12 protein-coding genes are annotated in these 16,182 nt (G+C 42.3%); 8 read left to right on the top strand and 4 right to left on the bottom strand.

What is annotated here, in order from left to right; all coding sequences use genetic code 11:
- Positions 1-711: a response regulator transcription factor gene (locus BM156_RS06480; RefSeq protein ID WP_093919021.1), complete on the top strand. Its 711-nt coding sequence runs from the start codon at positions 1-3 to the stop codon at positions 709-711.
- Positions 712-782: 71 nt separating this feature from the next.
- Here the strand turns inward: BM156_RS06480 and BM156_RS06475 are convergent, their stop codons facing one another.
- Entirely contained in the window at positions 783-1,826 is a 1,044-nt protein-coding gene (locus tag BM156_RS06475) for an ATP-dependent 6-phosphofructokinase (protein WP_093919020.1), read from the bottom strand.
- A 403-nt stretch (positions 1,827-2,229) separates the two neighbouring features.
- On the opposite strand from BM156_RS06475, the gene BM156_RS06470 reads away from it, so the two are divergent.
- The 3 genes from BM156_RS06470 (at position 2,230) to yiaK (ending at position 5,034) form a co-directional block, all read left to right on the top strand.
- Positions 2,230-3,024, top strand: a complete 795-nt coding sequence (locus BM156_RS06470; protein WP_093919019.1) for a 3-keto-disaccharide hydrolase — start codon at positions 2,230-2,232, stop codon at positions 3,022-3,024.
- 292 nt (positions 3,025-3,316) lie between these two features.
- Complete coding sequence (locus BM156_RS06465; protein WP_093919018.1) at positions 3,317-4,003, top strand: aspartate/glutamate racemase family protein; 687 nt, start codon at positions 3,317-3,319, stop codon at positions 4,001-4,003.
- An 11-nt stretch (positions 4,004-4,014) separates the two neighbouring features.
- Positions 4,015-5,034: a 3-dehydro-L-gulonate 2-dehydrogenase gene (gene yiaK / locus BM156_RS06460; RefSeq protein WP_093919017.1), complete on the top strand. Its 1,020-nt coding sequence runs from the start codon at positions 4,015-4,017 to the stop codon at positions 5,032-5,034.
- A 558-nt stretch (positions 5,035-5,592) separates the two neighbouring features.
- Here the strand turns inward: yiaK and BM156_RS06450 are convergent.
- From BM156_RS06450 to BM156_RS06440, 3 genes are read right to left on the bottom strand one after another with little or no spacing between them, the layout of a single operon-like run.
- Positions 5,593-6,915 (bottom strand): TolC family protein, encoded by a 1,323-nt coding sequence (locus BM156_RS06450; RefSeq protein WP_170846880.1) that lies wholly within the window; start codon positions 6,913-6,915, stop codon positions 5,593-5,595.
- Between the two features lie 7 nt (positions 6,916-6,922).
- Positions 6,923-10,129 carry an efflux RND transporter permease subunit gene (locus BM156_RS06445; RefSeq protein WP_093919014.1) on the bottom strand — a complete coding sequence of 1,069 codons (3,207 nt, stop codon included), beginning with the start codon at positions 10,127-10,129 and terminating at the stop codon, positions 6,923-6,925.
- Positions 10,113-11,282 (bottom strand): efflux RND transporter periplasmic adaptor subunit, encoded by a 1,170-nt coding sequence (locus tag BM156_RS06440; RefSeq protein ID WP_093919013.1) that lies wholly within the window; start codon positions 11,280-11,282, stop codon positions 10,113-10,115. Before BM156_RS06440 ends, BM156_RS06445 begins: the two co-directional genes overlap by 17 nt.
- 443 nt (positions 11,283-11,725) lie before the next feature.
- On the opposite strand from BM156_RS06440, the gene nadB reads away from it, so the two are divergent.
- Genes nadB through BM156_RS06420 form a run of 4 tightly spaced genes read left to right on the top strand, consistent with a single transcriptional unit; the run spans position 11,726 to position 16,160 of the window.
- Entirely contained in the window at positions 11,726-13,297 is a 1,572-nt protein-coding gene (gene nadB, locus BM156_RS06435) for an L-aspartate oxidase (RefSeq protein WP_093919012.1), read from the top strand.
- On the top strand, positions 13,294-14,142 hold the full coding sequence (gene nadC / locus BM156_RS06430) for a carboxylating nicotinate-nucleotide diphosphorylase (RefSeq protein WP_208111648.1): 849 nt from the start codon (positions 13,294-13,296) through the stop codon (positions 14,140-14,142). The genes nadB and nadC overlap by 4 nt, the downstream gene beginning before the upstream one ends.
- Positions 14,143-14,161: 19 nt before the next feature.
- On the top strand, positions 14,162-14,896 hold the full coding sequence (locus tag BM156_RS06425; RefSeq protein WP_093919011.1) for a type III pantothenate kinase: 735 nt from the start codon (positions 14,162-14,164) through the stop codon (positions 14,894-14,896).
- A complete protein-coding gene (locus BM156_RS06420) occupies positions 14,880-16,160 on the top strand; it encodes a BamG family beta-barrel-assembly machinery protein (protein ID WP_093919010.1) in 1,281 nt (426 codons plus the stop codon). Before BM156_RS06425 ends, BM156_RS06420 begins: the two co-directional genes overlap by 17 nt.
- Positions 16,161-16,182 lie beyond the last annotated feature (22 nt).

Genomic DNA, 16,182 nt, shown 5'->3' with positions numbered 1-16,182 from the left:
ATGGAACTTACCGGAAAAAAAATTCTTTTGGTTGAAGACGATAAAACTTTGAATTTCATCATTCGAGACAATCTTGAAGAAGCAGGATACGAAGTTCAGGCCGCAGAAGATGGCGTACAAGCGTTTGACACGTTTTCCAAGCATGCTTTTGACTTGTGCTTATTGGATGTGATGCTTCCCAAGCTCGATGGTTTTTCGCTAGCCAAAAAGATCCGTGAAAAAAATCAGTCAATCCCGATTCTTTTTCTAACCGCTAAAGCGATGACCGAAGATAAAATCAATGGTTTTACAATTGGCGGAGACGATTATATTACCAAGCCATTCAGCATGGAAGAATTGTTGCTTCGAATCAAAGTTTTCCTGAAACGCAGCCACACCGACGCCATTGAGTCCGAAGAATTAAACCGATGCAAAATTGGTCAGTTCGATTTTCTATTTGACAATCTCACCCTTCAAAATGGTGACGAAAAACGTACTCTAACATACAAAGAAGCTGAACTACTTAAATACTTTTGTGAAAATTCGAATTCGGTACTTAGCCGATCCGATATTCTGAAAAATGTCTGGGGATCGGACGATTATTACTTAGGTCGCAGTTTAGATGTATTTATTTCTCGATTAAGGAAATACCTCAAAAGTGATCCAAGTATCAAAATTATCAACCTGCATGGTATCGGCTTTCGATTTAATGCTTCGGTAGAAAAAGTTTAAAACGACAAAAAAACACTATAAAAAAATCCCTGTTGAAACAGGGATTTTTTGTATATCTAATGTTCTCGTTTTCACATTAAGTCGTACTCGTCGCCAAATGCCATGCCCATTTTTCGAGCTTTTTGAATTAGTGGATTCTCCGGCTCAACTAAGCTAAGCTTACCGCCCACTTCCTCTAATGGAACAGTTGTCAAAAAGTTATTCCGAATCGCCACCATGGTTCCATAATTCTCTTCAGCAATGCACTGAGCAGCATACGCGCCATAGCGAGTTGCCAAAATCCGGTCCATTGGAGTTGGGCTTCCTCCCCGTTGGACATAACCCAACACGGTCTCACGGGTTTCAATACCAGTATAGGTTTGAATGGCTTCTCCAATATGCGCAGCGGCTGAAACTTTCTTAGGGTGATTGATTCCCTCAGCCACCACAACGATGGAATAAGGCTTTTTGCTTTCGTAACGCTCTTCAATCTTCTTACAAATTGAACGGATATTGTATTCGACTTCCGGAATCAGAACAATATCACCTCCACCGGCCATTCCAGCATACAGAGCAATCCACCCGGCATGATGCCCCATCACCTCAATAATCATCACCCGTTGGTGCGAGTTTGCTGTTGTATGAAGCCGGTCAATCGCTTCAGTTGCAATATGAACTGCGGAGTCAAAACCAAACGTTACGTCAGTTCCCCACACATCATTATCAATCGTTTTGGGAATACCAACGACATTCAATCCTTCCTGCTGCAAGCGATGGGCTGTTTTCATGGTTCCATTTCCTCCAATACACACAACGGCATCCAGCCCCAAATCCTGATAATTCTTCTTAATCAAAGCAGGTTTGTCGCTGTCACCTTCTTTCACAAACTTATAGGGCTTTTCCCTTGACGTTCCGAGTATAGTCCCTCCTAAAGTCAGAATTCCCGATAAATGGGACTCCTTCAGCTCAACAAAATCCTTCTCTATCAGACCCGTGTAACCAGCAGTAAATCCAATCACATCCATTCCGTAATCAACTATTGCTGTTTTACCAACCCCTCTGATGGCGGCATTCAAGCCAGGACAATCGCCTCCGGCTGTCAAAATTCCAATTCGCTTTGGTTTTGGATTACTCATATAAAATATTTTTTTGAAAGTGCCACTCGCACGTGACCAGTTTAATTAATATCTATCCGAAATTACTAAAAGATATTCTTTTTTGTATAAAATAAATCAATAAGATCTTCATCTAAATTGTCAAAAAAATGAAAAACAGGACGTTGACTACAACGACTATCCTTCAATCAGTTCCCCGAGAACGATCATTAAAATGAACAAAAGAAATACATGGTTTCATTAAAGCCTTTTCTTCCCCTTTCATCACTCCTTTTACAAAATACCTAAAAGCATTTTCTTTTTGTTTAACCCCCTGTGGTTATACGCCTTCAATACTGGAAATACCCAAGTTTTTTTATTAAATTCGTACCGACTAATTGTAAAACAATTACATTTAAATCCGTAACCTAAAATTTAATTACCAATGAGAAGAGTTTATTTGCTACTATTTGCCGCTGTATTATCATTTGCGACTGCATGTAATTCCGGCACCAAAAAAACCGATGAAACCAAAGAAGAAAAAACAGCAAAAGTTGAAGAAGTAGTCCCTGACAATGCGTTGAGTGCTGCCGAAAAAGGAGCGGGATGGATTCTTTTGTTTGACGGAAAAACCAGCGAAGGTTGGCGTGGTGTAAACAAAGATCATTTCCCCGCCGGTTGGCAAATTGTTGATGGCACATTAATGTGTAAAGGTTCAGGAGAAGGAGAAGCCGGAGCTGAAGATGGTGGAGACATCATTTATGACAAAAAATTCTCTAACTTCCATTTAAAATTGGATTGGAAAATTTCAGAAGGTGGTAACTCTGGTATTTTCTACCTGGGACAAGAAAAAGAAGATTGGCCTATCTGGAAAACAGCACCTGAAATGCAAGTACTGGATAACGAACGTCACCCTGATGCAATGCTTGGAAAAGATGGCAACCGCATGGCCGGTTCGTTGTACGACTTAATTCCTGCCAAACCACAAAATACAAAACCTGCAGGACAGTGGAACAGCATTGAAATTATCAGCTACAAAGGCACTGTTGTTCACAAGCAAAACGGTGAAGTGGTTGTAGAATATCACTTGTGGACTGATGATTGGAACAACTTGGTTGCCGATAGTAAATTCCCTGGATTGAACGAAAACTGGGCTGATGTTGCTAAAGAAGGTTACTTTGGATTGCAAGATCACGGTGACGATGTTTGGTTCAAAAACATCAAAATCAAAGAGATGTAAAAAAGCATGCTTACTGCATAAATGAAAGGGTTGCCACGGCAGCCCTTTTTTTATGTCTTAACAGATCAAATATTCTTTTGACAAGGAGCAAGGCAATTGTATTTCTCCTAGCTATTTCATACTTTCATATCCGCTAATGCCCGCGAAAATTCACGAGCGATTAACAGGCAAGGCATTCAACTTTCAAACATTAAGAATATAATTCAATTCTCATTCGCTTGTATAATTACACTTGTATGTTTTTCAATCAGCTTACAAGTGCAGAACCAACAAGCACTGAAAAATAAAACGAATGAAGACAATAGGACTTGTAGGTGGAACCGGCTGGGTTTCAACAATGGAATATTACCGGCTAATCAATCAATTGATGAACCAAAAAAAAGGAGGCCTGCAGGCAGCCCGCATTCTGATTTACTCGTTGAATTACGGCGAAATTGATGCTCTTAATCAAAAAGGAGACAAGCTCTCGGTTATGCTCACCATGAAGCATGCCGCCTTGAAACTGGAAGGTGCTGGTGCCGACTGCTTGCTTCTTGGAGCAAACACCGCCCACCAATATGCCGAAGATATTCAACAGGCTTTACGTGTTCCGCTGATCCACATCGGCGAAGAAACGGCCAATTCAATTGTCAGCTCAGGACTGAAAAAAGTTGGATTGCTAGGCACAAGCTATACCATGGAAATGGATTTCTATAAAGAAAAGCTGGCCGAACAAGGCATTGAAACACTCATTCCAGGAGAAGAAGACCGAAACTTCATTCACCAACGTATTTCTGAAGAGTTGTTACAGAATCAATTTCTTCCAGAAACGAAAAGCCGTTTTCTGCAAATTATTCAACAACTACAAGCCGAGGGCGCCGAAGGAATTGTATTGGGTTGTACTGAGATCCCACTGCTTATAACCCCCGAAGACTGTGAGCTTCCGTTGTTTAACACGACGCAAATTCATGCGCAAGCTGCTGTCGACTTTGCACAATAAAACAGTTAAAGATGCCAGCAAATTCACCCATTCGGATCTCCTTTGACGAAATGTATTCTCAATTTCTTCGGATTTTGCGGCAACACCATTTCCCTGAAGAAAAGGCAAAGGCATGCGCATCCATTTTTACAAACAATAGTCTGGATGGCGTTTATTCACACGGCATCAATCGCTTTCCCCGTTTTATTGAGTACACCCAAAAAGCCTACATCAATCCCAAGGCCGAAGCACAAAACATTTCCAGCTCGGGCTGCCTTGAACAATGGGATGGACAATTGGGCCCCGGGCCAACCAATGCACTTATTGCAGCCGACCGAGCCATGGAATTAGCCAACAAGCATGGTTTGGGCTTAGTTGCCCTTGCCAACACGAACCACTGGATGCGGGGAGGAACTTACGGCTGGCACTGTGCCTCAAAAGGCTATGCATTTATTGGTTGGACCAACACAATTGCCAACCTGCCAGCGTGGGGAGCTACCCAGTGCAAGCTGGGCAATAATCCGTTGGTTATTGCCATTCCCCATCAAAACGAAGCGATTGTACTTGATATGGCTTTATCGCAATACTCTTACGGCAAGCTGGAGGCGACTCATCAGGCTGGAGAACAACTCCCCTTACCAGGAGGATTTAACGAGCTAGGAGAGCTGAGCTCCAATCCAGGAGACATTATAAAATCGGGGCGACCACTTCCTATTGGCTATTGGAAAGGTGCCGGACTTTCACTTATGCTCGACCTGCTTGCCACCATTCTTTCCGCCGGGCTATCAACAGCTCAAATAACGAATCAAAAGCACGATGAATATTCTGTCTCGCAGGTATTTATTGCCATCCGTCTATCACAACTTCAAAATTTTCCAACATTAGAGCAAAGCATTCAGCACATTTTAAACGATTTTTTAGCAGCAGACAAGATATCTCCTGAGACCACGCTTCGCTATCCAGGACAGCACGTACTTAAAACCCGATCCGAAAATCAACAGAAAGGAATACCGGTTCATCCAGACGTTTGGAATACCATTCTATCTTTATAACTTCTAAAAATCAATCAGAAAAGACAATACGATTCTGCAAAGACACGTTTTACAAATAAGCTAAAACTTTATTTATGAAAACAGCAATTGTAAAATACGTTCATCCCGAACGTATCTTTTAGTCACATTTTCTGCTTCATCGCAAGTTTTGCCCTAATTCTGAACATCACACTAACTCAGGAACCATTAACATTTGAAGTTCTTTTCACCAGCCTTCTAGTTCCGATTTTACTTGTTCAGCTACTGTTTCAGCTTCCTGTTTTAAATTGGCTATTGGGCATTTCACTTATGCTCATTAGCTGCTATATGACTTTGGCTGTCTGGTCTGAGTTCTCCGAATTTCAAACCAAGACCTCTACTGCATGGCAACTAATCAGCTTCGGCTGGGGACTTACATTTACTGGCCTTGCAGTGGCACTGGGCATACTGATTCAAGAGGGCAAAGAAAATCAAACACAACAAGCTCTTTAACAACCACTAAGCACTTCTGCACAAAACAATAAGAACTAAGGCCCGGCAAAAAAGCCAGGCCTTAGTTCTTTCCATCCTCGAAATCACTTATTCATATTGCTGAATGATGGTTCCTGCCATCCGCAACAATGCCGTATGTGTATCGATAAAATTGTAAACGGCCTGTAACTTTTGTAAAGATGCATTCAGGTAAATCAACTGTACATCCCGAAAATTGAAGGAGTTGATTGCCCCATTTTCAAACTTTTCTTGAGCTATTTGATAGTTAAGACGAGCCGTTTCCATATTCTCATTGGCAATACCAAGCAACTCCTTGCGAACCAGGTAAAGCTCATACAGGTTGTCCATTTTGTTTGAAAGCTCATGCTTCATCTGGGTCAGTTCCACCTCTCCATTGCTTTCTTCAATTTTGGCAATTTGTACAGCGCGCTTCCGATTCCCTCCACTAAACAGGTTATAACTTAGGGTGAAGTTTCCATACATGTTATTCACATTAGCCCAAGATATTCCACTACTTTCATAATCATTCCCGGTTCGGGTATGCGTTGCTCCTCCAGCAAAGCTCAAGCTAGGATAGTAAGCGCTCTTTGCCTCCAGAACTGCATTCTCCAACAAGTTCTGATTAATATACTGATTCTTCAAACTCTTGTTGTTAGCTGCCATTTGCCCATGCAAATCACTTAGCTTATACTCAACCGGAATCGCTTCAAAAGTTCCATTCAATTCATAACTCACTGAGCCATTATCCGCCATCAAAAACTTCAGATCTCGTAAAGCATTTTTATAAGCTACTTCTTGATTTAAAAAGCTGGTCTTATCAGACAGGAAGGCATTCTGGGCCTGCAACACATCGAATGTAACCGCCGAGCCAAATTCCCGGCGCTGATCAACCCGATCAAAACGATCTTCGGACAGCAACATCACCTCCTTCAAAACATCCAAACGCTCCTTTTCCAACAAAACAGCATAGTAGGCTAAGACAACAGCTTGGATCGTTCCTTCAACCACAATAGCCGTATTTTGTTGGGATAAGTCCTCCAATTCAACCAAGCGTTGTTTACTGATATTCACGGCAAAACCGTCAAACAGAGTCCAGTTAACAGTAACGCCCCCAGAGTACCGATTCTGAATGAAGTCGTCATTGGAGTTATCGTTAAGGGAATAGTCAGCTCCCAAAGAAGCCGAGATATAAGGATAGCGTCCCGCAGTCCCCCAATTGTTACGTATTTCAGCAATTTGCTGATTCCGACGAATTAAAGTGATATCGTAATTGTTCTCCAACGACTTAGCAATTGCCTCTTCCAAGCTAAGCAAATTTTGTCCTTGCACACTGAATCCGACCAACAAGAACAATAAAAGCAACTTACTCATTCGGCCTAACATGACTATTTTATCTTGATTAAAATACATCTTTCTTCTATTTTGAATGTCCCTCATGATGATCTTCCTTTTTGTCTCCATTGTCGAGTTTCCGTAAACTATGCAAATACGCGATTTCAACCTCTTCGGGCTCAAACTTACGTCCAGTCCACAACTGACGGACTACGCGTCGAACATCATTTAGCACCATAATTAATGCGGGGAAGAAAAGCAAGATAAACAAAGTTCCAAATGCGACACCGTAAACCAATGATATGGCCATCGGAATGAGGAACTGCGCCTGAAAGCTCTTTTCCAGAATTAGAGGAAACAGCCCAAAAGAGGTTGTCAATGTTGTCAAAATAATCGGACGCAAACGATTCTTTCCTGCTTCAATGATGGCTTCGCGCACTTTTCGGCCTTCTGCAATCAACAAATTATACTTGGCTAAAAAGACCACCGCATCATTCACAATCACCCCAGTTAGGGCTACAATTCCCCACAAACTCAAAATAGAAACCGGCTTGCCATGAATCCCATGCCCCCAAATAGAACCCAAAACTGCCAACGGAATCATAATCAGAATTAGCAAGGGCTGTTCAAAGGACTTAAAGTTAATCATCAGGATAAAAACAATAACCATGAATGCCAACGGGAAGTAGATAATCATATCACTCATATTTCGTTGGCTTTCTTTTTGCTGCCCCTGATATTCAATATCAATGCCGGGCAATAAAGCTTCCAGTTCTGGAATTACATTGGCTCCTATCAACTCCAACACTTCGGTTACAGAAGCATCCGGATCAACCATTTCAGCGCTTACCCGAATTTCTCGTTTTCCATTGAAACGCTGAATATTCACAGGGCCACGTTCCAAGTGATAATCCACCAGCTCGGCCAGCGGATATTCTCCGGCAACTGTTTTAATTTTCATGCGTTCCATTTGCCCAATAGTTTCCCGATCCTCGCGCGGATAACGCACCCAGATCCGTAGTTCATCACGCCCTTCCTGAATCCGCTGTGCCTGCCCACCGTAAAATCCTTGTCGAACCTGGTTGGCAATTGAAGATTCAGTAAGTCCTAACATATAAGCGATGGGCTTCAACTTCAGACGCACTTCTTGTTTTCCCAAGGCATTGTTATCAACCACATCCTTTAATTGAGGCATTTCCTCCAACTTCGCCATTAGAAAATCCCGGCCCGCTTCCAATTCTTTTATATTTCTTGAAAGCAAGCTAATGGATACCGGATCGCCAAAACGTCCCCGAGCCCCAATGGTAAATTTCTCAGCCTCCAGCACTGGACCTACCTTTTTGGTTACCCGATTGATAATCTCATAAGTACTTATGCCCGTTTCTTCTGAGTTACGAGGAAATACATTGATGTTCCCTGCATGGGCACCTGTTTCCTGCCCATCAAAAGCAGTTCCCAGATTTAGAAAAGCGTTTTCGATGATATCTACGGAATCTTGATACTCTTCTTTCAGCTCATCATTTACTTCCCAAACAGCATCCTCAAAACGAGTAAGGAAAGCCATGGTTTGCCGCTCGCCCTGACCGGGGGTAAAAGCAAGATTAATATTGAATGAGTCAAACTCCATCCGCGGGAAAAAGGTGGTTTTAATAATCTGTCCTCCCAGTAAGCCAATTGTTATTAAAATCATCCCCAAAGGAACTCCCAGCACAAGATATCGCCACTGAACAATGAGTTTCAAAACCCGGTCGTAAGCATAATTTCGCAGCCAATCGAAGACTTTTTCTACATATTTTCGGAATCCTTTTGCCTTTGCATTGATCGTCCGCTCGCTTAACACGCCATGATTACCGATGTGAGCCGGTAAAACGAGGAAGGCCTCGAATAACGAAAAGAATAAGCTGGCACAAACAATAAAGGCCATCTCATACATCATTTCCATTCGACCCGTAATGAAAAACAGCGGAGAAAAAGCAACCATAGTTGTCGTTACCGAAGTTATGACTGCAGGAATCACCTCAACGGTACCGTCAATTGCTGCGCGCATCGGGCTTTTTCCCATCTCGAAATGTTGAAAAATATTTTCACCGATCACAATGCCATCATCCACCAAAATACCAATCACCAGAATCATTCCGAAAAGCGAAATCATATTGATTGTAACCCCCATCAGGTTAGCCACAATAAACATGGCCAAAAAAGAAGATGGAATCCCCCAGGCTACCCACAAGGACAACCGAGTGCTTAACATCAGGGCAAGAGCAATTACCACCAAAATTAACCCTTGCAGCCCATTGGTGTAAAGTAATTTCAATCGACTCTGAAGTAGTTCTAAAAAGGAGAAGGTAATCCCAACTTCAACGCCAGGATGTTCGGCGTTAAATTGATCAACATACTCACGAACGTAATTGTCAATATCTTCCAGGTCTTCAACAATCAATTTCGAAATGCTAATGGTAATCACCGGCTTCCCTTTCAACAAACTCTTCACCGGCGTATCAGCAAACTTCTTTTTTACCTCGGCTACATCACGAATCCGAATCAAACTACCATCGGTATTGGCGCGCAAAACAATATCTCCAATCTTATTAGGATCGGCACTTCGCGAGCGCATACGAATAATCAACTCCTCCTCCATCGAACGAATTTCGCCTCCCGAGATATCTCGGTTATTCGCTGAAATCGCATTTTGCAAATCGGTAAACGTCAGCCCATAGCGCAATAAATTTTGCTCCGTTGACTCTACCGATATCTCCAACTGAGGAAAACCATAAATCCCCACTTGGCTTACTCTTCCAGAAGCTAACAACTCCTCTTCTACTTGCTGGGCATACTCTTTCAGGGTCATTAGATCGACATCTCCCGACATACGCAAAAACATAGCTCTTGAGGTCGTCCGTTGCTTATAAACGATTGGCCGCTCGGCTGCTGTTGGAAATGACGAAATCCCATCAACAGCATTCTTCACCTCAATCAGGGTCTCATCAATATCAATATCACCAGTAATCTCAATTTGAACTCGCGTTGAATTTTCCGATGAAGTCGATGTGATCTCATAAATTCCGGGAATTCCTCTTACTGCTTCTTCAATACGAGAAGTCACCCCTTCTTCCATTTCAACCGGCGAAGCTCCGGGATAAAACACCGAAACATAAATGTTCCTCGAAGGCCTTTCGGGAAAGAAAGACTTCTTCATAGTAACCATACTTAAGCCACCGACAACGACAAGAAAGACAATGATCAGATTAGCATAAAAGGGAAAGCGTACAAAAATCTCAACTATTTTTTTCATCTTCCTCTTTTTCTGAGTTCACATTCGATTGATTTTCCAGAATTTCTACTGGCGTACGTTCTTTCACGTTGATTAGCGCCTCAGTAACCACATAGGTACCTTCTTCCAATCCCTCAAAAATTAAGGTTGATGGGTTAACTTTAATCACCTCAATCAAACGCTTTTTCAGGAACCCATTTTCTACTGTAAAAACGGTATTCGAATTAAAGACCGCACTTCGAGGTATCTCCATCGCATCCTCGATTGGAAAACCTGGAAAAACCACCGGCCAGTATTCTCCGGGAAGCATTTCCGATCCTGAATTCGAATCAATTTTCACAAAAATGCTTCGCGATTGGGTATCTTCATCAACAAAAGCTGCCTTTCGAACAACAATTCCCTGAGCACTGCGAGTTCCTTTTTGAGCGGTAACCCGATCTCCTATTTTAATCCATCTGGAAAAGCTATTTTCCACCGGAACTTCCAACTCCAATAAGTCGGTCCGAATCATTCGAGCAATTTGTCCGCCCGTATTGGCATAGCCCCCAACCTCATAATTTACTTGAGTAAAAGTTCCGTTAAAAGGAGCATACATCGAGTGGCGCTCCAGTTTCTTCTCATCCTGACGAATGCTATAAAAATCATTCAGAATGCCCTGGCTGGCTAAGAAAACTTTCAGTTTCTCACTTTCATAATCGGGCAAATCAGGCAAAGACTGACTCAATTCAATTTTATCAAAAAAGGTCAGAAAAGTCTCATAATGATCAGGGAAGTCAATCTTTAGGTCGGGTAAAATATTGGTCAGCCGGTTTAAAAAGATGCTTTTCTTACTTTTTAAAGCCAACTCGGCCTCATCTTTATAAATCGTTGCCAGATGCTGTCCTTTTTTAAAAGAAGCCCCTTTTTTTAGCGGAACATCTCCTTGCTCTATTTTTCCTGCCGCCTCAGCAACCAACAACACTTCGTTGCCAGAAATCACTCGGCCCTCAGCCCTCACTTCTGATGTTATCTTTTGGTATTTCACTTGCTCGGCAGCAACGTAACGCTTCACCTCTGACTCAGGTCTACTGGGTGGCTCCGGCTTCATTGATATAAACAACTTTGACAGTGCTGCAGAGCCTCCGAGTAAAATAATTAGGGCAACTACAACAAACGTAATTTTTCTCCAATTCATAGTTTCTAGTTAAGTTATTTCAGTCGTGATTCAAGTTATTTCGTGATTCTTGAGCAAACGGTCTACTTCTCTCTACAAAACGCCCAACAAGCGGGATTGTAACAACCAGCCGTATTCTTTCTCGTGATCAGGGCAAAAATAATCGATCTTTTCTTTGACTTCAGACACAACCAATGGTTTAATGCTGTTTCTGGATAGTGAACATCCCAACAATACATTACCAAACTCAAAAAAATGAGACTTCACCTTCCAATGGTATGCAATATCCGAATATAATTACAATCGCAAAAAACTTAGAATGTAAATATTTCTAAATACACAAAAATAATTTCCGTGGTTAAAAGTCATTTAAATCCATTACAAAAACAACGAATTAATCGTATGCAGTATAGCAGTTTTAGTTACCTTTGCTCCTCGTAATTTTGACACGAATTTCCATTTCGATGCAAGTTTTAAATTTCGACACCATTATAATTGGCAGTGGCCTGGCAGGCTTGTCGGCTGCTTATCATGCTTCCAAATACGGAACAGTAGCAATTATCACCAAATCACAACTCGACACCAGTAATTCTTATTACGCTCAAGGCGGTATTGCCGGAGCCATCTCTGCAGCGGACTCCCCCAAGCTTCACTTTGACGACACAATGGTTGCAGGGCGAGGGCTTTGCGAAAAAGACCCGGTAGAAATTCTGGTCAACGAAGGAAAAGACCGAATTTTGGAGTTGATTGAGCTTGGAATGCAGTTCGACAAGCAAAACAATGAGTTTGTTTTAGGATTGGAAGGTGGGCATAGCAAACGCCGCATTCTGCATGCCGGAGGAGATGCCACAGGAAAAGCACTTACCTGTTTTATGTTGGAACAGGTTCAAAAGCAGCCCAACATTACCTCTTTTGAATATACGGCTGTTACCCAACTGCTTATTGAAGAGGGTGAATGTACCGGAGCTCAAGCGATTGACTTTGTATCCGGGAAAAACCTTGTATTTAAGGGTAAAGCAAGTATTCTGGCAACTGGCGGACTCTCTCGGATTTTTAGTCGAACGACTAACCCTCACACGGCCACAGGAGATGGTATCGCTTTAGCTTATGAGGCCGGAGCGCAATTGGCCGATATGGAGTTTATTCAATTCCATCCGTCAGCGCTGTATTTAAAAGACAAAGATGCCTTTTTGATCAGTGAAGCTGTTCGCGGAGAAGGAGCCTGGATGTTAAATACCGAAGGAGAGCGCTTTATGAAAGAGGTACACCCGTTGGCTGAGCTTGCTCCGCGAGACATCGTCGCTTTTTCAATTTATCGTCAAATGCAGAAGCTGAAAACGCCACACCTTTATTTGTCTTTAAAACATTTGGATGCGGAGAAGATAAAGAAGCGCTTTTCAAACATTTACAAGCAATTGAAAGAATATGGTTATGACATGACGTCGGATCTGCTCCCGATCGCTCCTGCCGCACACTATATGGTTGGTGGCATAAAAACAGACTTGGACGGCGAGACCAATATTCCCGGGCTTTTTGCATGTGGGGAAGTCGCATCAACGGGGGTTATGGGAGCAAACCGACTGGCCAGCAACTCCTTATTGGAATGCCTGGTTTTTGGAAAAAGAGCCAGCGAAAAAGCAGCCAAGAGAAGTCATAAAAAGCCAGCAACAACAGACTTTGCGCCATTCACCAATGATCCGAAAAACGAACAAGCCTACCTGGAAGTAAAAAACGAGATTGCAGACTTAATGTCTGAAAATGTAGGAATTGTTCGGGAAGGTAAAAAATTAGCGGAAGCCATCGCTCAATTACAAGACCTAGCGAAAAAGCTCCCCAACACAATTTCGGACTACAATGAACTCAAGATAAAACAAATCACTGCAATTTGTTTACTAATAACCCAGTCGGCTCTTCTCCGGGAAGAAAGCCGGGGTGGGCATATCCGCGAAGATTTTCAACAAGAATCTCCAGAGTTTAGACTGCACATTGTGCAACAAAAAAATCAAGAACCCATTTTTATTCCAATCAAAAAATGATGAATTCAAAAGAACTGCAAGCAGCAGAAACATTAATCCGGTTGGCTTTAGATGAAGATGTAGCCAACATCGGCGATATTACCACTGATAATTTAATTCCGGCCGAAACCCGACGCAAAGCCTACATGGTAGCTAAAGCTGATGGCGTAATTGCCGGACTTCCTATCGCTGAGATGGTTTTCCGTCAGCTTGACCAAAGTTTGGTTTGGGAACCTCAGGTTGAAGAAGGAGCTAAAGTAACAAATGGCACCGTCTTGGTGCGCTTTGAAGCATCGTACCGGGCTTTACTTACCGCTGAACGTACAGCACTTAACTTTTTCCAACGCCTTTCAGGTATTGCCACAATGGCCGGCAAATATGCCGAAGCCGTGAAAGATACCAAGACGGTTATTTTAGACACACGCAAAACCTTACCTGGATTCAGAATGCTGGATAAGTATGCCGTCAAAACAGGAGGTGCAACCAACCATCGGATCGGCCTTTTCGACATGGTAATGATTAAAGATAACCACATCGAAGTCGCCGGAGGAATTACGCCAGCAGTTGAACAGATTAAGGCCAAAATTCCAGCAGAGATCAAAATCGAGGTTGAAACGACAACGCTTGAGCAAGTGCAGGAAGCCTTGAATGCCGGAGCCGACATCATTATGCTTGACAATATGGACAATGCAACCATGAGTAAAGCAGTAGCAATGATTAACGGAAAAGCGAAAGTAGAAGCTTCCGGAAACATGACGCTCGAACGCTTAAAAGAGGTTGCTGCCACAGGTGTTGATTACATCTCCATTGGCGCACTTACGCATTCCGTTCAGGCGATGGACATCAGCCAACGACTGGAAGAATAAAAACAAGAGAACGTCTCGCATGAATTTAGTTATCGACATCGGCAACAGTCGCATCAAACTGGCCCTGTTTAATGAACGGGACCTCATGTTCAATGTGCCATTGGACGAGCTGAATGTTGCACACCTGCAGCTACTGCTCGATGAGCATGCCGACCTAAACCATGCGATTCTTTCCTCGGTTCGCGAGTATCCGAAAGAACTCAAGCAATTTCTACAAAAATCCTTCAAGTACTTTATTGAACTTGATGCTAGTACGCCAGTTCCTTTGATCAATCGGTATGAAACACCAGACACCTTGGGAAAGGATCGTTTGGCAGCAGCTGTTGGAGCTACCGAAATTTTTCCAGGAAAAAATGTTTTGGTAATTGATGCCGGAACAGCCATTACTTACGAGTTGGTGACAGCCAATAACGAGTATTTAGGCGGCAATATTTCTCCAGGCTTAAGCACGCGTTTTAAAGCTTTAAGTCATTTTACAGGGAAGTTACCTTTGGTTGAAAGTTCAGACGATTTTCCAATGCTTGGTTCGAACACCTCAACAGCCATTCAGGCAGGGGTGCAAATGGGATTATTATTCGAGGTACAACAATACATCGAATACTTTAACACTATTTACGAAAATTTAGAAATCATTATTACTGGCGGTGATGCTAAATTCTTTGATAAGAAGTTAAAAAATTCCATCTTTGTAAACTTTAATTTAACGCTCATCGGTTTAAACAGAATTCTGGAATACAATGTTAAAGAGACTTAACGGAATTTTCATCAGCGGATTATTCGTTCTAATTGGATTGACTTCGTTCGCGCAAAATAACAACACTTCGTCACCATTTTCTCGTTTTGGGTTAGGAGATCTTCATTCTTACTCATACGGGCGTTTTGCTGGCATGGGAGGTGCATCATTAGGTAGCAGACATCAACTGCAAATCAACACCGCCAACCCAGCATCCTATGCTGCCGTTGACAGTATGTCTTTCATCTTTGAATTTGGAGCAGACGGACGCTTTTCTGAGTACAAATCCGCCAATTCAAAGTATACCACTAACGATGTCAACTTCCGCTACTTTTCTTTCAGTTTCCCAATTACACGGTGGGCTGCTGCAACTATGGGAATCACTCCTTTTGCAGATAAAGGCTATGAAATATCGGTTGTAGAAGAACTTCCCGGAGTCGGCAGAGTCCAGTCGGACTACTTCGGAACTGGAACAATTTCCAAGGCTTATATTGGCGCCGGATTCAATATCAACGAATCCTTGTCTGTTGGAGCAAATGTATATTACCTCTTCGGAACGCTTGACCAGAACAACTCCATCCATTTTCTGGACGATGCTTCGCAATACACTTTTCAAGAGGTGGAACGTACTCGCTTAAGAGACTTTGCCTACTTACTAGGGATGCAATACAATATCCCATTGCAAAACGATAAACACCTAACTCTGGGAGCAACCTTTGAGAAAAAATCTGATTTTACAGCCTTCCATTCACTCAACCAGCAAAAGCTTTTAAGACTAGGGAGTAACACCATTGCCGATTCAATTAGTACAATCGTTGATGACAAGAACGCCATTCAACTACCAACCAGCTTTGGCTTTGGGGTGACTTATACGCAACTTCACAAACTCGAAGTAAACGCTGATTTCTATCACTCAAAATGGAGTGACGCCAAATTCTTCGGAAGCACAATTCCTGAGTTAACAAACCAAACAAGACTTAGCTTGGGCGCTGAGTATATTCCAGAAGGATCTTCCATCAGAAGCTACTTTAAACGCATCCGCTACCGGGCCGGAATACATACCGACAAGTCCTACTTGAAGATTAATAACCAACAGCTTAATGAAACTGGCATGAGTTTTGGTGTAGGATTACCAGTCACACGTTCTAAATCAACGATTAATTTGGCTGTAGAGTTTGGTCGTCGAGGTACGGTTAAAGATAACTTGATCCGTGAAAACTATACCAAAATAAGTTTATATTTGAACCTGGCTGATCGCTGGTTTATGCAACAGAAATTTGACTAATCAAAAAAAGTGTAACTAAAAT

Source organism: Sunxiuqinia elliptica (assembly GCF_900113005.1).
GTDB classification, from domain to species: domain Bacteria; phylum Bacteroidota; class Bacteroidia; order Bacteroidales; family Prolixibacteraceae; genus Sunxiuqinia; species Sunxiuqinia elliptica.
The sequence above is the reverse complement of the archived record's forward strand: the minus strand, read 5'-3'. Positions and strand labels throughout refer to the sequence as shown.